The sequence below is a fragment of the Thermosporothrix hazakensis genome (assembly GCF_003253565.1).
In the GTDB taxonomy this organism is placed as follows: domain Bacteria; phylum Chloroflexota; class Ktedonobacteria; order Ktedonobacterales; family Ktedonobacteraceae; genus Thermosporothrix; species Thermosporothrix hazakensis.
Genome location: NZ_QKUF01000021.1, coordinates 91688 through 109753 on the forward strand (window position 1 = coordinate 91688; position 18066 = coordinate 109753).

Annotated in this window: 18 protein-coding genes and 1 pseudogene; 8 read left to right on the forward strand and 11 right to left on the reverse strand. The window is 51.5% G+C overall.

Annotated features, from left to right (window positions below; genetic code table 11):
- Nucleotides 1-47: 47 nt before the first annotated feature.
- The gene (locus EI42_RS22605; RefSeq protein ID WP_111324913.1) at nucleotides 48-917 is read right to left on the reverse strand and encodes a MurR/RpiR family transcriptional regulator; all 870 of its coding nucleotides are present in this window, start codon (nucleotides 915-917) and stop codon (nucleotides 48-50) included.
- Nucleotides 918-1065: 148 nt separating this feature from the next.
- Here EI42_RS22605 and EI42_RS22610 point away from each other — a divergent pair, with 148 nt between their 5' ends.
- Together EI42_RS22610 and EI42_RS22615 are read left to right on the forward strand one after the other, a co-directional pair.
- Nucleotides 1066-1932: a DMT family transporter gene (locus EI42_RS22610; RefSeq protein WP_111324914.1), complete on the forward strand. Its 867-nt coding sequence runs from the start codon at nucleotides 1066-1068 to the stop codon at nucleotides 1930-1932.
- Between the two features lie 332 nt (nucleotides 1933-2264).
- Nucleotides 2265-3719, forward strand: a complete 1455-nt coding sequence (locus EI42_RS22615; RefSeq protein WP_111324915.1) for a MerR family transcriptional regulator — start codon at nucleotides 2265-2267, stop codon at nucleotides 3717-3719.
- 5 nt (nucleotides 3720-3724) lie between these two features.
- Here EI42_RS22615 and EI42_RS22620 read toward each other — a convergent pair whose 3' ends face one another.
- The 8 genes from EI42_RS22620 to galU form a co-directional block, all read right to left on the reverse strand.
- Complete coding sequence (locus EI42_RS22620; protein ID WP_111324916.1) at nucleotides 3725-4597, reverse strand: alpha/beta fold hydrolase; 873 nt, start codon at nucleotides 4595-4597, stop codon at nucleotides 3725-3727.
- A gap of 80 nt (nucleotides 4598-4677) precedes the next feature.
- A complete protein-coding gene (locus tag EI42_RS22625) occupies nucleotides 4678-5385 on the reverse strand; it encodes a succinate dehydrogenase iron-sulfur subunit (protein ID WP_111324917.1) in 708 nt (235 codons plus the stop codon).
- A 14-nt stretch (nucleotides 5386-5399) separates the two neighbouring features.
- On the reverse strand, nucleotides 5400-7151 hold the full coding sequence (gene sdhA, locus EI42_RS22630; protein ID WP_111324918.1) for a succinate dehydrogenase flavoprotein subunit: 1752 nt from the start codon (nucleotides 7149-7151) through the stop codon (nucleotides 5400-5402).
- 18 nt (nucleotides 7152-7169) lie between these two features.
- A complete protein-coding gene (gene sdhD, locus EI42_RS22635) occupies nucleotides 7170-7589 on the reverse strand; it encodes a succinate dehydrogenase, hydrophobic membrane anchor protein (RefSeq protein WP_111324919.1) in 420 nt (139 codons plus the stop codon).
- Nucleotides 7590-7643: 54 nt separating this feature from the next.
- Nucleotides 7644-8051 (reverse strand): succinate dehydrogenase, cytochrome b556 subunit, encoded by a 408-nt coding sequence (gene sdhC / locus EI42_RS22640; RefSeq protein ID WP_111324920.1) that lies wholly within the window; start codon nucleotides 8049-8051, stop codon nucleotides 7644-7646.
- 464 nt (nucleotides 8052-8515) lie between these two features.
- Entirely contained in the window at nucleotides 8516-9850 is a 1335-nt protein-coding gene (locus EI42_RS22645; RefSeq protein ID WP_111324921.1) for a metallophosphoesterase family protein, read from the reverse strand.
- 33 nt (nucleotides 9851-9883) lie between these two features.
- Nucleotides 9884-10276 (reverse strand): hypothetical protein, encoded by a 393-nt coding sequence (locus tag EI42_RS22650; protein WP_111324922.1) that lies wholly within the window; start codon nucleotides 10274-10276, stop codon nucleotides 9884-9886.
- A gap of 258 nt (nucleotides 10277-10534) precedes the next feature.
- Nucleotides 10535-11419, reverse strand: a complete 885-nt coding sequence (galU, locus tag EI42_RS22655; RefSeq protein ID WP_111324923.1) for a UTP--glucose-1-phosphate uridylyltransferase GalU — start codon at nucleotides 11417-11419, stop codon at nucleotides 10535-10537.
- Nucleotides 11420-11670: 251 nt separating this feature from the next.
- Here galU and EI42_RS22660 point away from each other — a divergent pair, with 251 nt between their 5' ends.
- Together EI42_RS22660 and EI42_RS22665 are read left to right on the forward strand one after the other, a co-directional pair.
- Nucleotides 11671-12192: an EXLDI protein gene (locus EI42_RS22660; RefSeq protein WP_111324924.1), complete on the forward strand. Its 522-nt coding sequence runs from the start codon at nucleotides 11671-11673 to the stop codon at nucleotides 12190-12192.
- Between the two features lie 427 nt (nucleotides 12193-12619).
- On the forward strand, nucleotides 12620-13123 hold the full coding sequence (locus EI42_RS22665) for an Hsp20/alpha crystallin family protein (protein WP_111324925.1): 504 nt from the start codon (nucleotides 12620-12622) through the stop codon (nucleotides 13121-13123).
- Nucleotides 13124-13187: 64 nt separating this feature from the next.
- On the opposite strand, the gene EI42_RS22670 is transcribed toward EI42_RS22665, so the two are convergent.
- The gene (locus EI42_RS22670; protein ID WP_111324926.1) at nucleotides 13188-13892 is read right to left on the reverse strand and encodes a hypothetical protein; all 705 of its coding nucleotides are present in this window, start codon (nucleotides 13890-13892) and stop codon (nucleotides 13188-13190) included.
- Nucleotides 13893-14232: 340 nt separating this feature from the next.
- Between EI42_RS22670 and EI42_RS22675 the strand changes: the two genes are divergently transcribed.
- On the forward strand, nucleotides 14233-15342 hold the full coding sequence (locus EI42_RS22675) for a tyrosine-type recombinase/integrase (protein WP_111324927.1): 1110 nt from the start codon (nucleotides 14233-14235) through the stop codon (nucleotides 15340-15342).
- Nucleotides 15343-16013: 671 nt separating this feature from the next.
- Here EI42_RS22675 and EI42_RS34970 read toward each other — a convergent pair.
- Nucleotides 16014-16205: a helix-turn-helix domain-containing protein gene (locus EI42_RS34970; protein WP_111324928.1), complete on the reverse strand. Its 192-nt coding sequence runs from the start codon at nucleotides 16203-16205 to the stop codon at nucleotides 16014-16016.
- A gap of 138 nt (nucleotides 16206-16343) precedes the next feature.
- On the opposite strand from EI42_RS34970, the gene EI42_RS22685 reads away from it, so the two are divergent.
- The 3 genes and pseudogenes from EI42_RS22685 (at nucleotide 16344) to EI42_RS22695 (ending at nucleotide 17961) form a co-directional block, all read left to right on the forward strand.
- Nucleotides 16344-16820: a DNA-binding protein gene (locus tag EI42_RS22685; protein ID WP_111324929.1), complete on the forward strand. Its 477-nt coding sequence runs from the start codon at nucleotides 16344-16346 to the stop codon at nucleotides 16818-16820.
- A 78-nt stretch (nucleotides 16821-16898) separates the two neighbouring features.
- A pseudogene (locus EI42_RS34725) lies at nucleotides 16899-17016 on the forward strand (phage antirepressor Ant); the annotation flags it as partial.
- A 417-nt stretch (nucleotides 17017-17433) separates the two neighbouring features.
- Nucleotides 17434-17961 (forward strand): DUF6036 family nucleotidyltransferase, encoded by a 528-nt coding sequence (locus EI42_RS22695; RefSeq protein ID WP_111324930.1) that lies wholly within the window; start codon nucleotides 17434-17436, stop codon nucleotides 17959-17961.
- The last annotated feature ends 105 nt before the right edge of the window (nucleotides 17962-18066 follow it).

Sequence of the window (18066 nt, forward strand, 5' to 3'; positions counted from 1 at the left end):
AAAGGCTAGAAGGGCGGCATCCCCTTCTAGCTTTCCTCCCTCACGTTCTATAGAAGCGCCGTCTCATCCAGAATATCACTGACCTGCTTTAAGAGGCGAAGCGAGGAGTCAGGACGCTGCATGGCAATCGCCACATAGAGAGCATCGATCACGCTCAAATGGGCGATACGGCTTGTCAGGGCTTCCCGTCGGAAAGCGGTCTCTCGAGCAGTCGTAATCAACTGAATGTCGGCGTACTCTCCTAATGGCGTATTGGCATGGCTACTCAGCAGAATCGTGCTTGCCCCGGCTTCGCGGGCCTTTTTGAGCGCCATCAAGGTCTGGCGAGAACGCCCGCTATGCGAGATTGCAAAAGCAACCGAGCCCTCGGGCAACAACGCCGCGGAGACGGCCTGCATATGGGGATCAGTTACCATCGTCGCCGGGAGCCCGATGCGAAGAAAGCGGTAATAGGCATCGATGATAATTGGCAACGAGGCGCCGATCCCATACATCTCGATACGCGAGGCCTTGAGCAAGACCTGAACCGCCCGTTCCAGCATTGTTTCATCCAGAATGGAGAGGGTATCGGCAATCGCCTGCATATCGGATTGCAACACTTTCTGTGTGATCGTCAGCACGCTATCCTCTGGCCTGATATCCTCATGAATCTGGTGTAATGAGCCCGCGAGCTCACTTGCCAGCGCCAGCTTCAGATCACGAATGCCATGATAGCCAATAGAACGACAGCAGCGCACAATGCTTGCCTCACTGACATGAATGCGCTGCGCCAGCGCCTGGACTGAGAGGTGAATAAAGTCCTGCGGGTGCTGCTCGATAAAGCGGGCAACCCGCTGTTCAGTGTCGGACAATGACGAAAAATGCGTGCGCAGGCGCGCAAGGACGCCTTCGGGGATTGCCTGATACTCTTTTTCCATATCTCTTTCTCCTCGTTATCTCCTCGCCAAAACGCTCTCTCCCAGTATAGCGCCCTCTCTTCCTACCGACAACGACCTTGCGCAAAATAAAATTTCACTATATATTACTGAAAAGTAATATTATTTCACAACAACCAAAGAGGTCAACATGAGTATCTTCGCTGTTGCGCTGGTGTTGTTCTCGGCGCTCTGTCATGCGAGCTGGAACCTGCTTACCAAGAAGGTTAAAAGCGATACGGCGTTTCTCTGGCTTTTCAGTGTTGTCTCGCTCGTCATCTATCTTCCACCTATGGCTGTCTCCCTGATTTTCCAACCTCCGGTCATCAGTGCGATGCTGCTGCTGTGTATTCTGGTCAGTGCTATATTGCACTCAGGCTATTACCAGTTCCTGCAAATCGGCTACCGAAAAGGAGACCTCTCACTGATCTACCCGCTTGCACGAGGCACCGGTCCCTTGCTTTCCATGCTGGCCGCGATCCTTTTGCTGCACGAGCGCCCTGGCTGGCTATCTTTGCTCGGGGCTCTGCTCATCATCAGCGGCGTCTTTATCCTCGTCGGCAATCCAATAGCACTGTTGCGCCAGGGTATTCAAACTCGAACCGCAATCCTCTTCGCACTGCTGACCGGCATGTTTATTGCTTCGTACACGCTCTGGGACAAGTATGCAGTCAGCGTAGTGATGATTGCTCCACTGTTCTATGATTGGAGTATCAGCCTTCTGCGCAGCCTTTTCCTTGCCCCTGTCGCCCTACGCAAATGGCATACCGTTCAAGAGCTCTGGCAGCATCACCGCAAGGAGGTATTCGGGGTAGCGCTCCTCAGCCCGCTGGCCTATATTCTGGTGCTGGTCGCCATGAGCTTCACGCCTCTGACGTACGTAGCGCCATTGCGTGAGGTCAGCATCCTTTTCGGCACATTTCTCGGTGCACGAGTTCTCTCTGAAGAGGGAGGCATGCGGCGTATTCTTGCAGCACTTGTGATTGTCGCAGGCGCCGTCTCGCTGGTGCTGAGTTGATAACAAGCCAGCTGACAGGACACAGAAAGGAACAGGGTACTTGTTTTCTTTTCCAATACAAATAGCTCTGTTTTATCTGCCCAGTCAGCTTCCTCTCCCTTTTTGGGAAGCTTGCCCCTTACACAAGTTTCCTGGTATTTCTTTTTAAATTACCTGAAAATTAATGCTTTTCTAATACCTTCTGAAGCAACTTTGTGTTACACTTGAAACAACGAGGTACATACATTGAAAAGGAATGTTGCTCAAATACGCTACAAAAGAAGAAACATGTTTTCATCGACAGTAAACAGTAATGTATCAGGTGTGTGTGCACCGGGTAGAGGAGGGACAGTATGGAGCGGTACACCGAAAGCATTCATGAGAACCAGATCATCACCAAAAGCCCTTCACTCAAGCGAGTGGCATATCATCCACTGAAGAATACACGGCCCGATCAGATCAGCATCGTACAGACACCCCCGGATGATGGACTCCCCCATCTGGATCTCTATTCCGCCACTCCCTGCCTTGATCTGGAAGCCACCGTTTCCGCTACTGGCATTCCGGCTATGACCTTACGGACCTGGGAGCGGCTCTATGGGATTCCGGCAGCCTGGCGCACTAGCAACAACTACAGTCTCTACTCACAGCGGGATGTCGCGGCCCTGCGCTGGATACGCAAACAGCTCACCCGCCAGATCAGCGTACGACAGGCAATGGTCGAGTTGACGCAGCATGAACCAGGCTATGCCGCACAAAAGGGAGTCCATACGCGCCTGCAAAGGGCTCTGTTTCTTCCCGGGCGTGAGCTGCATGTACTACTTGATCCCCTGTTACAGGCTATTGCCCAGTTTGATGAGGCCGGGGCGAATCATCTGCTACAAGAAGCCTTCGACACCCATCCCGCACAGCGCGTCTGTCAGCACCTGCTACAGCCTGTCCTGTTAAAGGTGGTAGAGATGTGCCACAGCGGTGTTTTCCCCAAAGCAACCGAGGTCTTTGCCGCTAAGATCACGCGCTTACAGGTTGTACATCTGATTGAAGCGGGTTTCTCGCCAAAGGCCGCCCTTCAACATTTGAATGACCTCCCCGGACAGGCAGAAGAGGCTTACAACGCCCTACGCCAGCAACAACGACGTCACGCCTTTCACGTGCCTGAGCTTCCCCGTATTCGCTTGCTCCTGCTTGAAGCCATCCAGCAAAACGACGAGCACCATATCCAGAATATTCTTGATGAAGCTTTCTTCTATTATTCCGTCGAGGAGATCTGTCTGCATCTGCTGCATCCGCTCCTCGCGCAACAGACCTGTCTGGTTCCCTTCTCGGCCATCCTTCGATTCGCGGCGCAACATGTACAGCCCCGGCTCTTGCATCTCTTGCATGCTTCGACGGAACACCGGCAAGGCCCCGCTATCTTTATCGGGCGTACGATCTATAAAGATGACGAGCTGGAAACGCTGATGCTTGCACTCTGCTGGCAACGGCAGCGCTTTAACGTCTATTATCCCGAGCATATTCAGGAGGGAAGCCGCCTGATTCAGACGATTGAGAGCGTTCAGCCGGAGATCGTCTACCTCTCGGCCTCAAGCAGGACGCGGCTCCGCGAGCTGACCGCAACCATCCGCGACATTGGCAAACTTCCGCCTCCACATCCGCTGATCTGTTTTGGAGGCCGGGCCTTCCAGACATCGCCACATCTGGCGCGCAGCATCAAGGGAATCTTCCTCGGCGTCAATCCCTTGCTCGCAACCGAGCAACTACAAGAGCTCATCAAGCGTCTGACAGCGACTACAACAGACCCACTTTAATGGCATTATGTCCGCAAAAATGAGGCCATCGCGTCATTGACGACCTCCGGCTGTTCCTGTTGCACCCAGTGCCCGCAGTGAGCGATCGTCTGAACGCGCAGGTGCGGAACCCAGGGTTCCAGTCCTCTGGTCAAATTCAGCGTTAAAGCACTGTCCTGCTCTCCCCAGAGAAGCAAGGTAGAGGCTGAGATGACCGCCTGCTTGTTTCGCTCCCCGGGAAGAAGTTGCGAACGCATAATGGTTCGATAATAGTTCAGGGCTGCCGTCAGCGCTCCGGGCTTGCTCATAGCATCGCGATAATGCATCAACACCTCGTGAGGAAAGGCCTCTTTCTGTACGGCGCTTCGATAGAGCATTTCGCCAATCAAAGCAGCATGCTTGCGGCCCAGGACCCATTCGGGCAACCAGGGAATTTGAAAGAAGAAGACATACCAGCTTTTGCGCCGCTGCTCTGGGTTCGAGCGCAACTCTCGCATATATGCCGCAGGGTGAGGCGCATTCAGGACGATCAGCCGTTCGGTCATCGCGGGATAGCTGGCAGCAAAGGACCAGGCCAGCACGCCGCCCCAATCATGACCTACAATCGTGGCCTGCTCATATCCCAGACCGCGAATCAGGCCAACGATATCGAGCAGTAAGCTGGAAATACGATAGCCTCGGCGCGGCTTATCGCTCTCGTTATAGCCTCGCAGATCGGGGGCAACAACCCGAAAACCTCGCTCGGCCAGAAACGGGATCTGAAACCGCCAGGAATACCAGTACTCGGGGAAACCATGCAGCAAGACAATCAAAGGACCACTGCCCTGCGTGACATAGTGCAGACGCACGCCATTCGAGAGGATATGAGCATGTTGCCAGGGTTGTGCTATGTGAGTCATCGACACAAACTCCTCAAAAAAAGAAAAAGACGTTGCGGGAAGGCTGCCTCCCTGCAACGTCTTTGTGTGGCTTCTCAAGCTTACGCGTTCTTCGTATCGTTAAAGACTATCGCGCGTTTTACCTGCTCAATCAGATCGGTCACAGGGATACCACGCGGACAGGCATCGGTACAGTTGAAGATCGTACGACAGCGCCAGACACCATCTTTGCGCCCCAGAATTGATAGACGCTCGGCTGCCCCCTGATCGCGACTATCAAAGATAAAGCGGTGCGCGTTGACAATCGAGGCAGGGCCAACCCAGTCAGGATTTCCCCAGATGGATGGACAGGAACCGGTACAGGCTCCACAGAGAATACACTTCGTGCCCTCGTCAAAGCGCTCGCGCTCCTCAGGAGACTGCAAGCGCTCAGTTCCCGGCTCCGTATCGTAGGTGATCAGATATGGCTTCACCGACTTATACTTCTCAAAGAACTGGTCCATATCCACAACCAGATCTTTAATCACGGGATAACCAAGCATCGGTTCAACCGTCACCCTGCTTCCGACGTCGCGCATCAGCACTTTACAGGCCAGACGATTGCGCCCATTGATGCGCATAGCATCCGAGCCACAGATACCATGAGCGCAGGAACGGCGATACGTCAGGGTGCCATCCATTGTCCACTTGATCTTATTCAGCGTATCCAGCAAGCGATCAATCGGCTCCACATCGACTTCAAACGTGCTCCAGTAGGGCTTCTGATCTCGCTCAGGGTCGTAGCGTTTGATACGCACTTCTACTTTCATAGATCGAAACTCCTCTAGTATTTCCGTTCCTTAGGCTTGAAGATCGGGTCATCGATGAGAATAACATCTTTGTACTCAAGACGCACATCATGCGCCTTCGACCCCCGGTAAGCGAGCGTATGCTTGAGCCAGTTCGCGTCATCGCGCTTGGGATAATCCAGGCGGAAGTGAGCGCCGCGGCTCTCCTGGCGAGCCAGTGCCCCATGAACGGTTGCTTCCGCACAATCGAGCAGGAAGCCAAGCTCGATTGCTTCCATCAGTTCGGTGTTGAAGTTCTTGCCTTTATCCTGCAATTGAATGCGGCGATATGCATCCTGCAAGCCATCAATTGTATCAAGAGCGGTGCGCAGACCCTTCTCTTCGCGCTCAACATAGACCTTATCGTTCATCTCATTTTGCAGAGTTGAACGCACATTCGCAGCCGACTCACCACCGGTTGAGGTCAACAGGCGCGAGACCAGCTCACGGGAGAACCCTTCCGGCTCGGAGGGTAGAGGCACAAAGTCGTTCTCCTGAATAAACTTCGCCATATGTTTTCCAGCCCGGCGGCCAAATACGATCAGGTCTACCAGGGAGTTGGTGCCCAGGCGATTCGCCCCATGCACAGAGACACAAGCCACTTCACCGGCAGCATAGAAGCCGGGCATCGGCGTCCAGTCAGCGTCAAGGACGACGCGACCATCAATATCAGTCGGGATACCCCCCATCGCGTAGTGCGCGGTCGGCTGAATGGGAACGGGCTCGGTCAAAGGCTCGACACCAAGATAGTTACGAGCGAAGTCTGTAATGTCCGGCAGCTTCTCGGCGATCGTCTTCGCACCCAGATGGCGCACGTCAAGATACACATAGTCATCGCCAACAATGCCGTTCCCTTTGACACCGCGTCCCTCTTTAATCTCCTGAATGATACAGCGAGAGACGATATCACGCGGCGCGAGGTCTTTCATGGTCGGCATGTAGCGTTCCATAAAGTATTCACCCTTGCCGTTGAGCAGCTTTCCGCCCTCACCACGAGCGGCCTCGCTCAGCAGCACACCAACCTTGTAGAGACCAGTGGGGTGGAACTGGTACATCTCCATGTCCTGCAAAGGGATACCACGGCGATAGGCAATCGCCATGCCATCGCCCATACATGCGAACGCGTTACTGGTCACGCGCCAGGCCCGGCCATAGCCACCGGTCGCGAAGAGCACCGCTTTCGCATGGAAGGTATGAATCTCACCTGAACGAATCTCCATCGCCACCACACCACAGGCGCGGCCATCGTTGATCAGGAGATCAAGGACCAGATACTCGTTAAAGAAGCGCACCTGATTCTTGATCGCGTTCTGATACATCGTTTGCAGGATCATATGGCCGGTGCGGTCCGCAGCGTAGCAGGAGCGCATGACCGGGCCCTCGCCAAAGTTGCGGGTATGTCCACCAAAGCGACGTTGATCGATACGGCCATCTTTCGTGCGGTTGAATGGCAGCCCCCGGTGCTCCAGTTCGTACACGGCATCGATCGCCTCGCGAGCCAGCACTTCAGCAGCCGTCTGGTCGACCAGATAGTCACCGCCCTTGACAGTATCGTACATATGCCACTTCCAGTGGTCCTCTTCCTTGTTTCCAAGAGCAGCCGCGACACCACCTTGCGCCGCTCCGGTATGCGAGCGTGTCGGATAGACTTTTGTAAGCACAGCAACACTGGCATTTGGGAGCTGCATAGCCGCCATCAAGCCCGAGCCACCTGCACCAACGATCACAACATCAAACTTCTGATACATAGCTTCCAATCCTCACTATTAATGCCCACCAACACAAGCAGGGCCCCACTGAGCAGCGTTTACAGGAGAAAACGTAATCAGGGTGATAGTGCCGAGCATAAAGAAGACAAGCAACAGCACGGCAGCAAGCCCTTGCAGAGCCAGGCGGGCCTGTGGGTGACGTACATAATCATCAATGACGACGCGCAGGCCATTCACTCCGTGCGTCAGGCCCAGAGTGAGCAGCAGCCAGTCATATAGACGCCAGAACGGATTCGCGTAACGCGCAGCTACAAACGAGTACGTGGTGCACGCAACATCGGTTGTGACGTGTGTCAGCGTGATATGACCGATAACTAGAAAAACCAGTAGAATACCGGAAATGCGGAAATAGTACCAGGAAAATGTTTCAAATCCACCGCCAGCAGGCCGTGGACCACCATACAGGCGTGACAACATGTTCTATTTCTCCTCTTTTACAAGGGGTGTTCTTCCCTTTACGCTTTTTCCGACCTAATGCGTACTCATGATAGCATTCACATCAACAAACCAGTATGCGCCCTGCGCCAGAAAGGGCAGTGCCGGTCTGAGGACGAAATAGGCAAAAGGAATAAAGGCAATGATGGTCAGGACCAAAGCGGCGATAAACATTGGTTGCTGGAGCTTGACACCTCGGCGCCAAAAATCAACCAGCACAATGCGAATACCATTAAAGGAGTGATAAAAAACGGCTACTATTAACGCCAGAGACAGAAAACGGACTATAATATTGTCGAACAGTTCGATCCCCTCGTTATAGACGTTCGGACCAAAACTCAATAACGAGATATCGACGACGTGGATAAACAGGAAGAGAAGAAGACCGAGTCCTGAGACGCGATGCAGCAACCAGGACCACATTCCTGATGGACCTTTATACATCTTTCCCTCGCTTCTGGGCGGGCATGAGGGCATGTGAGGCTTTCCAGACAAAAAGAAAACCTGCTCGGCCTTTGCACTTGCTCCGCCCGTTTTCAAATGCTTCTTCCTGAACGGGGCACCGTGCCGAACCGGCAGTCCGCTGCGTGAGTAAACTTCTGTTCTCGCCAGAGAGAACCAGGCGGGTTCCGTTACGTACTACTACAAATAAATTTGTCTTCTCGCAAGCATCACAGCCCTCTGCGACCAGGCACCCCGCTGTGCTGTTACAACCAAATAGTTGTTCAATTTGGTTCAGTAAGATTGTATATGTATTATACTTCACTGTCGAGAAGCACGCAAACCTTTCGCACAGCAAGCGAGAGCGGATTCTTCGCACTTCTGCCCGCTTTGTGCAAGCAGAGCATCTACCACATCCCTCACAAAAATCGTCTTCTTGCAACTCAGCTTCACAGGCACGGGCTGCTTTATTCTTCCTTCTTTTCAAAAAGCGAGGCCCGTTTCTCGCGCAAATACTGCGCAATTTGAGCGGGCTCATCTTTGCGCAGCGCCTGCGCTTTGATGTCCGCCAACACCAGGCTCCATTGATCCTTTTCCGCTAAAAAGCGGTTATCTCGTGCCAGCAATTCGGCGAAGATGTGTTTTTCCAGCGCATGCCACAGAGAGCGATCGCGCCCATCAAACTCGCCCTCATCCGGCTCATAGTCCTGATCATTCGCCCGGTTATCAATGCGCACATGGAGCGGTCGAAATGCGTTCCGGATCATTTCTTCCATATGTGTCTGATCCAGTGCGCTCCGATCAAAGGCCAGGATCCCACTCAGGTGAAGCAATACCACAGGCGCAAGCGCCGCCTCCTGATACTCAGGACCATGCTGCCGACAGAACTCATCCAGTCGAGCATAAAGCGCCTGCGGGGACTCAAGCCCATCAACCCGTAGATCATAACGTAAGAATGGACGACGCGGGTTCTGCAAATGCTCAGCATGATGAAAGCGAGCCCGCGCTTCCGGCTCAAGCATGGGCTCCGCGGTATCGACCTGAACATAAAAATAGCCGCGATCGGTCCACTGTGTTTCCTCGGCGCTACATGTTTCGGGCGAACCCGGATTATAAATCCAGCCGCCAAAGGTATAGGGCTTGTGTACATGGCCAAGTGCCAGATAATCAACCTTGCCCTCAAGCACCTGAAACTGTCCAAGCGAGGGCAGGCCCTGAATACGTGGCACCAGACCATCAATACCAGTATGCATCAGCAAAACACGATACTCGACGCCTGCCGCCTCTTCCTCTGCCCGATGCTGGTCCAGCGCCTGCGCCATCCCTTTGATCGCGCTTTCAGTCGAGGCACCGAGCCACGAAAGCCCATAGACACGCAACCGTCCCCCCTGTAGATCAACATAGGAACCAAGCATTGTCCTGCTGTCCCACGGCTCGATGATCGGCACGGCGTTCTCATAGCGGGGAGTGAGAAGGATGATATATTGCTGATAACACAGGAATTGCAGCCATGAAAGGCCATCCCGATAATAGGTCCGATCGTGGTTGCCCTCAATCGCAATCACCGGAATACCTGCCGTCTTCAGCTTGCTCAGGCCATCGATGGCATGAAGCAGAGTACGCGCATCAATCGCTCGCTTATGAAACAGATCACCGGCAATCAACACAAAGTCAACCCTGCGTTCCAGCGCATCCTGAACGATCGCCTGGAACGCACGCGTGAAGTCATTGAAGCGCTCACGCACGCCATATTGTTCATAGCCAAGATGTGTATCAGCACAATGAATAAAAGAGGCTCGCATGCCTACCTGTTCATCCCTCTCTTTCCCGCTTCATCAGGCGACAGGACCCGTCATGAAGGCGCGAATCGCCGCCGCCAGCATAATCAACGCGACAATACAGTAGATCAGCACGTCACGCCGCGCATTCTTGCCACCAGAGGCATAGGTCAGAGCGACAGGGATCGCGAAAATGGTGATCGCACCATAGACGTAATGCAGATAGTAGAGTCCCTGTCCGCCTCCCGGCTTCAGGCCCATAAGCAGCATCACAACGCCAAGCAGGCCCTGCAAAGCACTTGCGCCAAAAGCGACCCAGAGCAGCGACATCCAGGGTTTAGCGGGCCCTTTCTTCATAAAGAAGAGAACTAGGCCCCAGATCAGACCAATGCCGCTCAAGGCAAAGATAACATAGGGTATATATTGATGAAGGAGCAAAATAATACTCAAAGTCCAACTCTCCCCCCATAACGCCTCGGCGCTATGGGCCAACGTACTACTCTTCTTTTTCGCGTGAAAAAGAGCGGTAATCTTCTTGCAATACTATAGCGCGAGAGGCAACAAGAAGACAAGCCTTGTTTTCAGGCTGTGTTTACCATGCAGAAAGCGTTTCACCAGCGGGAAGCAGCAGCTCTCAGACAAAAAGAAAGCGCCTCACCCCTCGGGGAAGAGGCGCAGCAGGATGCTACAAGCGTTCACATCGCTCCTTCATCTACCCTCGTGTTCAGCAAGTGCCTGCCGCATATACTCACGCAACGCCGGTGCGATATCGGGGCGTTTCAACGCGTAGGCGATAGACGTGGTCAACAGGCCCAGCGGTGTCCCTGTATCATAGCGGATGCCCTGAAAATTCAAGGCATAGCAGCGGCCAGCCTCCGCCTGAACTTGAATCGCATCGGTCAACTGAATTTCGCCGCCTTTGCCGGGAGGCGTCTTTTCCAGAATCGCGAAAATATCGGGAGTAAAGACATACCGGCCCGCAACCGCCAGATTAGAGGGAGCCTCTTCAATGGAGGGTTTCTCAACCAGATGTTTCACCTTAAAGGTATCCGCCGCACCCGCAACGTGTTCTACCGAAGCAATGCCGAGCGACGGAATATTTTCCTCTGGCACCTCAAAGAGACAGATAACTGAGCTCTGATAGTGCTCATATAGCTCGATCATGCGTTTAAGACAAGGGGTATCAGGGTCAACCAGATCATCGCCGAGTAAGACAATAAACGGTTCATCTCCGACCAGATGCCGCGCACACCAGACCGCATGCCCCAGACCAAGCGGAGCAGGCTGACGAACCGAGGCATAAGCTGCCAGATTCTGGATGCTCCGAACCGCTTCTAGCTCCTTCTGCTTGCCTTTTTTTTCCAGAGTACGTTCAAGTTCTGGAAATGAGTCGAAATGGTCCTCAATGCTGTGCTTGCTGGCACTGGTCACAAAAATAATCTCTTCAATGCCAGCCTCAACGGCCTCCTCAACGATGTACTGCAATGTTGGTTTATCTACAAGAGGAAGCATCTCTTTGGGGGTCACCTTACTTGCCGGAAGAACCCGGGTTCCTAAGCCAGCAACAGGCAAAACAGCTTTACGAATGCGCATCTGTCCTCCTAAAAAACATAGCGTATTTGTTTATCATAACAGATTTGCGCTCCCAATGGCGTATTTTATTGTATGCGATAGACAACGAAGCGGTCAAACCTATGTTGTATTCGCACCATCACGGCACTCATGATAAATATATTCTGCAAGGATACTGCTTGACACAGGAGTATCCACATATTAGGATACAGAATACATTTCCCTTGATCATGAGCAGCAACATTATCGCCAGGCAGTAGGAGCTATGTATCATGCCAAATCGAACTATTTATGTTGCAGAAGCTGATCTCCCTCTGTTGGAAAAGGCCCAGACTCTGGCCGGAGGGAACCTTTCCGCCGCAATTGTTCAAGCCCTCAAGCACTTTGTCAAGCTGCGTGATGTCCAGAAAGAGAACTTTGAAGAAATCACCGTTGTGACAGGAAAAATCACAAAGGTGCAGAAACGCTTCTACGGGCGTCTTCTGGTTGAAGGACGTTTCACCACAACCGACAAAACGTGCTCCGTGCTGTACAAAATCTACCTCACACCCAAGCAAAACTTCGCCGTATATACTCAAAGCGCTCCTTACTATCCCTGTCACTCCGATCATCTCTCCTCATCACAGCAACCCTCTGATGCAATGCCGCACTGGTCGAACCTTGATCAGGAGGGAAAACTTGATGTCTTTGCCAGCCTGGAAGCTCTGGCTCCTCAGCTTCCCCGAGAATTGTATGAGGCAGTTGCCTCTCTTTTACACAGTACAGACAACCACATTGAAACCCTTGATATTTAAGTCAGCAGGACAGCCTGTGTAGCGAACGTCGCTGTTCGTACCTGATAACTCAGGACTCTCACCTCCTGAGCCATTTTTCTCAGTGTAGAGGAGTGAATCGTTATTCTTATACCCTTTCAGGCGTTTCAACAAACATGAAGCATCATGCGACGTAAGCGTGTACCCCTCTTACGTCTGCATGATGCCCGTCTTTTTTGCAACTCTGCGAGACGGGCAGTTCTCTCCCCAAACTCAATACGGCTGTCCTTCATTTTTCGCTTCACCACACGTGGGCCTGCAGTGATACACATCGCTGTCACATCATTCAGTAGAATAGCGTGTAAGCTACTGAATTGGTTTTACAACAGAAGCATTCTACATGTATACCTCTGTATGCATTACATGTAGAGCAAGAATGTGCACGCAATTTAGAAAGGGGGAATAGAGTATGTCGATCACGCGCTATGACCCATTCCGTGAAGCAATGAGCCTGCGCAATGCCATCGATCAGCTTTTCTCGCAGAGCTTTGTCAATCCTTCCTGGACCACCCAAACTCCGAATGCACCAATGGACGTCTACGAAGACGAACACGGCTATAAAGTATCAATCAGCCTGCCAGGTGTCAGACCGGAAGACATCGACGTGACGGTTCACCAGAATACACTCAACATCAAAGGCGAGTACAAGCATGAGATAGAGCCCGAACAGCAACAGGCTCAAGAGAAACCGCGCGGGAACTGGCTGGTACGTGAGATCAGCAGTGGTTCATATCAGCGCTCCATCACCTTTGATCGCCCCATCGATCTGGAGCATATCGAAACAAACTACGAGCATGGTATGCTTACGATCAACCTGCCTGTAACAGAAAGCAGTCGCCCGAAACGCATCGAGGTCCGGAGCGGCGCAAAGTCACAACAGGTGCCTGTCGAAGCAGGAAAGCGCCAGAAATAAAAGAGAAGCAGTGGGGGAAAAACTCCACTGCTTCTTTCTTTTTTGCGCTATCAGGCACGCGGTCTTATGACTCGCTTGCCTCGTCCAGCCGTTCAGGATTCGAAACTTGATTTAGCCGGTTCCAGAGGACGTAATCTGTGTCCTTTTTGGCTACATAGATATGCCCCGGCTCCGCGATCATATTGGCAGTTGCCACAAACTCGCCCCGCTCCAGATGCTTGAGATCAATATACTTTGCCCCTTGCTCCAGGCGGCTCCCTTCTCCCACAGGAATGAGGCTTTTCAGTTCATCATCGGAGAGATCAGCCAGGATGGTATGCAGCTCCTTGATATCCATCGCTGTGCGTCCGTAGTCCAGAATGCTCGGGTCACGCATCCCATGATGCTCGCCAGCAAGATTATTGGCAAGCAGATCTTCCGAGTAATCGACCGAAACGCCCTTTCCTCTCGGCTCCTTGATCCCCTTATGTTCCCGGTGCACGCGCTCATCTTTGCGCGGAGTCGTCGCATTCGATTCGCTTCCACTGCGCGTCTCCCGATCCTCCATACGCTCCTGTGAATCGGCTTTGTGGGTAAGTCCCGGATGGGCCACACGCTCAGGATGCGGCTTCTCATGCTGGGCGATCACACCGGGGTCTTTATGCTCACGCGCTTCGCGCTCATATGTTTCCTGTTTCTTCGGGGTTCCGGTCGTAATTTCTGTGGTTTTCTTCGGGTTGTTATGGCCTACAAGTTTTTTTGCCGGTGCTTGCTGATGTCGTTTAGGCATATAGGCCTACTTCTCAGCACTGCTCTATTTCTCTACTTCCTTGCTCAAGGCACGTTCTGTCAGGCGAAAATGTAACCGTAACCAGCAAGAGAGAAACGGTATGGGAGAGCAGTTCTCTTTTGAGGAGGAAACGGCTTTGATATAGGTCAGCCAAAACAGGAGAAAAAGAAAATCCCGCTTTGAAAGCGGTTTTACAAAGAGCCGGTGAAGGGATTCGAACCCCCGGCCGGCGGTTTACAAAACCTGTTCCATTATAAAATGGCTTGTAGTGCGGTTTTACGGGCTAGTTGTTTGCAAAAGGTAACGGTTCATCCCTATTCTCCCTTGCAAGGGGGTGCGCATGCCTAAAATCAAAAAGCGTGAGGAGTCATCACTACAAATTCCCGTTCAGGAAGCAGTACATGATTTCTTTGCTTCTCCTGAATTTAAAAGATTGCGGCCCTCCACCAAGCAAGAATACTTCCAGGAGCTTCCTAAGTTTGCAGCATGGTGTGCATCTCATACCATATTACAGGATAAAAACAAGAAATCCTGGTATGCTCTGCCAGTAGGAAAAAAATATGAACCGATCATGTTGAATCAGATAAACCACCATGTAATTCAGTGCTTTGTTGAATACTTACAACAAACACACAAGCCATCAAGATCTGCTGCAAGTGAGATATCCACTTACACCCTGGCCAGCTATGTAAGAGTGGCTAAACGCTTCCTCAGTTGGTGTCTGGAGGATGAGCAGTATAGCGATATACTTGATGCTAAAAGCATAAGCAAAATTAAGCTCCTAACAGTGGTAAAAACCATTATCGAGGTCTTCTCGCCTGAACAGCTAGAAGCTCTTTTTGATGCGTGCAGATATGAGGAGTCTGAACATCTGCAAATACGAGATCAGGCCATCCTTGCACTGCTTGTAGATACAGGTATCCGAGCTTCCGAACTCGTTTCTCTCACTATAGGGAATGTAAGCCTAGACACAAAAGATTCTTACGTTCGGGTACTTGGGAAAGGGGGAAAATGGGGTGAAGTTGGCATGGGAGAGAAAACACGCCGGCTCTTACAAAAATACATACGTATGTTCCGAGTGCCAACAATAGAGTTTGCAATTGAAAGCCAGCTTAAAAAACTGCCTACTCGTAGCGCACAACAATTTAAGGCACAGGCGATACAAAAAGCGAATCTCTTTATGAGCCGGTCAGGAGGAGGGTTAACAGTTAGAGGCTTAGAGAGGTTGATTGAAAGATTAGGTGAATGGGCAGAAATAGAGGGAGTAAGATGTACTCCCCATACCTTCAGGCACACCTTTGCAGCAATGTTTATACGCAACGGAGGGGACATATATACGCTTTCCAAACTGCTCCGCCATTCCTCTGTGAAAGTCACAGAAGAGTACCTAAAGAGTTTGAAACAGTCAGAAGCACGGAGAGGGGCAAAGTCGGTACTCGATACCCTCTAGCTCTTTCCCTTGCAAGGGGAACTACAGAACATTTCCTCTGTAGCTTCTGATTGAACAGCCGGGCTGGTGTCGAAGGCACCTTCCCGGCCAGCAGTCCTGTCACTAGGTTCAGGACTAAGCGATATTAGTTCCTGTTTGTCTTGTGAACGACAGGCGACAAGTCCTGCCAGCTCCGGTGAGGGGCCGTCGCCCTGGCGATGGACAACGTGACGATCAGATCTATTATATCCCCTCACCTACAAATTTGTACACCGTTACTTCAAATAAGACTTCAAAACTTCAATAGTATTTATATTAATATCTTCGACTCCTACTTTTTGTAGCAATGCCTACCATTCCTCTGCATTAGTCGCAAGCTTACGGCGTTGCGCTAGCACCTTCAGCTTTCTTATTTCAGCGTCAAGATCAGCCTCCGGTTCAGGCCCGTAGCCAGCAAAGGCCAGCGCCCGCCCTAAAGCCGCGGTTTGCGCTCACTCAAGGGGAGCTGCTCCACCCTTAAACTTGATCTCCGCATCTCCATAGTATTGGCGATCTTTTACCTGGATACAAACCGAGAAAAACCAGCGATCTCCCAGAGAATACCGTTCCTGAGAAATCATTGTGTCCCCCCCCCGTCTCGGTTACAGAGCGCAATGCGCTCCGCAACTGTCAAGTATGCAGTATTACGTATCTTAATTGGCATTACTATTTCCTCCGTTGAGAATACATTCAAGAGTTTTCTCTGAAATCCTACGATTATTCCTTTTTCCATATTTCGGTAAATCTACCGCGGGAATAATTCTGTCTCGCACCCAACGCCATATAGTGGCTCGATTCACTCGCAGGCGTCGTGCAACTTCTGGAATTGTCAGTAATTTTTCCATGATGCATCCCTTAACATTTTTATGTGTTTAATATAAACTAAAAAGCAAGTCTAGTTAACCTTGTTTTGCTTGACGGGGGAGAGCCGGACAACTATAATTGCCTTAGCTGCAACAGAAAACAAAGAAAAGAGGTAAGAGATGAATAAAGGACAAATTATTACAGCAAAGCGCGCTGCGGACCTACTCGGTATGTCGCCACAATGGGTCCGCAAGCTCGCGCTGGACGGAAAAATTCCATCCTATGTCCCAGACGAAGAACACGGCGGCTTTAAACCGCGTGGTCAGGAGAAGAAACGGCTTTTTTTCTACGAAAATGATATAAAGTGTAAGGCAGAAGAAATTGAGCGCCAAAAGAGTCAGGTGCTCGATAATTTAAAGAAAAAAAATCTTCATATTACTAATGAAGAGCGACAATTAATTATCAAAACCGGAAATGAACTTATGCAGAAATATGGATACGTTTCACGTACCACGCTGCATAAAATTTTACTTCAAGAGCAACCTGATATTCCAAATAGTAAATCATTCTATCGAAAAATCCGGCAAATTGCACACGAAATGCAGTGGCCGATTCCTCCGCGGGCCCGGAATAAAAACCAGCTTCATAGATGGTAGGCTATGAAGCTGGTTTCAAAGCAGAGCAAGCCCTGCTCTGCTTTATCTGTAGGAAATGATGCAAAGATGGAAGTCAAAGACTACCATTTAAGCCGCTACGCCTGCTATCTGGTAGCCATGAACGGCGACCCTCGCAAAAAAGAGATTGCAGCAGCTCAAACCTACTTCGCCATCAAGACGAGAGAAGCAGAAATGAGTCAGGGACAGAAAATCGACCAACCGCAGACCCAGACCCCCTTGCAAGGGCTACGCGACCTCTTGCCCGTTCCCGACATTGAGGCTCTCAAGCAGGTGCTCCGTGCCGCTGAACACTACAAGCGAACCGTTGAAAACGTGCTCACTCCTCAGAGCCAGTGGGAAAAACAGCCGCCAGCTCCGACACTGCTCCTGGAAGAGCCGAATCCTGAGCACATTCAGCGTGAAATCCTGCGCCACCTGGAGCGCGTGGAGACTCTGACAGTCAACACGCTTCGTACTTCCTGCATGAAGCACTACGACACTGCAGCGCTCCAGGCACAGCTTGAAGTGCTACTCAAGCACGGCAAAATCTCATAGTTCCAGACCAGCCACAGCACAAAGTATCAGCGCATATAAACAGCAAGGAAGATGAAAGATGAATCGCAAGGACATTGAAAAGCTGCTCAAGGAACTCGACAAAGAGCTATGCAAACAGCAACTTACGTCACGCGTTCAAATCATGATCGTTGGCGGTGCGTACATGCTGACCCAGATCCGCAACCGCGAAGCGACCAACGATGTCGATGTTGTCTTTCTGCATATTGAGGATCGCCAGATATTTAAGCAGTCCGTTGTTTCCATTGCCAGGAAACAGCAGCTCCCTGTTACCTGGCTTAACGATCTGGTTGATGATTTCCTCACCGAGCTTGGCCTTCCCGGGAAGTATGTCCCCTGGAAAAGGTTCAAATGCCTGGAAGTCTATGTGCCACCAAAGGAGTACATACTTGCACTGAAGCTGCTAGCAGGAAGACAAAAAGATCTACCAGACATTGACGCCCTGGCAAAGCAACTCAAAATACGAACACGCAAGCAAGCGCAACAGCTTCTGGATCGCCACTTCTCGCGACGAGCACAGCAGATCTACGAAGTCAGAAATACGCTGGAATTCTGCTTCCCGCATTGACACTCCCCAGGCCAGAAGGCCGGGGATTCTTCCTTCATCCAGCCTGCTTGCGCGGCGCCGCAGTGCGACGACGCGTAGCGGCAGGCTGTCCAGAAGCGTTCGACG

Coding starts and splice junctions, on each gene's coding strand:
- EI42_RS22605 (WP_111324913.1), bottom strand. CDS start 917: ATGGAAAAAGAGTATCAGGCAATCCCCGAAGGCGTCCTTGCGCGCCTG.
- EI42_RS22610 (WP_111324914.1), top strand. CDS start 1,066: ATGAGTATCTTCGCTGTTGCGCTGGTGTTGTTCTCGGCGCTCTGTCAT.
- EI42_RS22615 (WP_111324915.1), top strand. CDS start 2,265: ATGGAGCGGTACACCGAAAGCATTCATGAGAACCAGATCATCACCAAA.
- EI42_RS22620 (WP_111324916.1), bottom strand. CDS start 4,597: ATGACTCACATAGCACAACCCTGGCAACATGCTCATATCCTCTCGAAT.
- EI42_RS22625 (WP_111324917.1), bottom strand. CDS start 5,385: ATGAAAGTAGAAGTGCGTATCAAACGCTACGACCCTGAGCGAGATCAG.
- sdhA (WP_111324918.1), bottom strand. CDS start 7,151: ATGTATCAGAAGTTTGATGTTGTGATCGTTGGTGCAGGTGGCTCGGGC.
- sdhD (WP_111324919.1), bottom strand. CDS start 7,589: ATGTTGTCACGCCTGTATGGTGGTCCACGGCCTGCTGGCGGTGGATTT.
- sdhC (WP_111324920.1), bottom strand. CDS start 8,051: ATGTATAAAGGTCCATCAGGAATGTGGTCCTGGTTGCTGCATCGCGTC.
- EI42_RS22645 (WP_111324921.1), bottom strand. CDS start 9,850: ATGCGAGCCTCTTTTATTCATTGTGCTGATACACATCTTGGCTATGAA.
- galU (WP_111324923.1), bottom strand. CDS start 11,419: ATGCGCATTCGTAAAGCTGTTTTGCCTGTTGCTGGCTTAGGAACCCGG.
- EI42_RS22660 (WP_111324924.1), top strand. CDS start 11,671: ATGCCAAATCGAACTATTTATGTTGCAGAAGCTGATCTCCCTCTGTTG.
- EI42_RS22665 (WP_111324925.1), top strand. CDS start 12,620: ATGTCGATCACGCGCTATGACCCATTCCGTGAAGCAATGAGCCTGCGC.
- EI42_RS22670 (WP_111324926.1), bottom strand. CDS start 13,892: ATGCCTAAACGACATCAGCAAGCACCGGCAAAAAAACTTGTAGGCCAT.
- EI42_RS22675 (WP_111324927.1), top strand. CDS start 14,233: ATGCCTAAAATCAAAAAGCGTGAGGAGTCATCACTACAAATTCCCGTT.
- EI42_RS34970 (WP_111324928.1), bottom strand. CDS start 16,205: ATGGAAAAATTACTGACAATTCCAGAAGTTGCACGACGCCTGCGAGTG.
- EI42_RS22685 (WP_111324929.1), top strand. CDS start 16,344: ATGAATAAAGGACAAATTATTACAGCAAAGCGCGCTGCGGACCTACTC.
- EI42_RS22695 (WP_111324930.1), top strand. CDS start 17,434: ATGAATCGCAAGGACATTGAAAAGCTGCTCAAGGAACTCGACAAAGAG.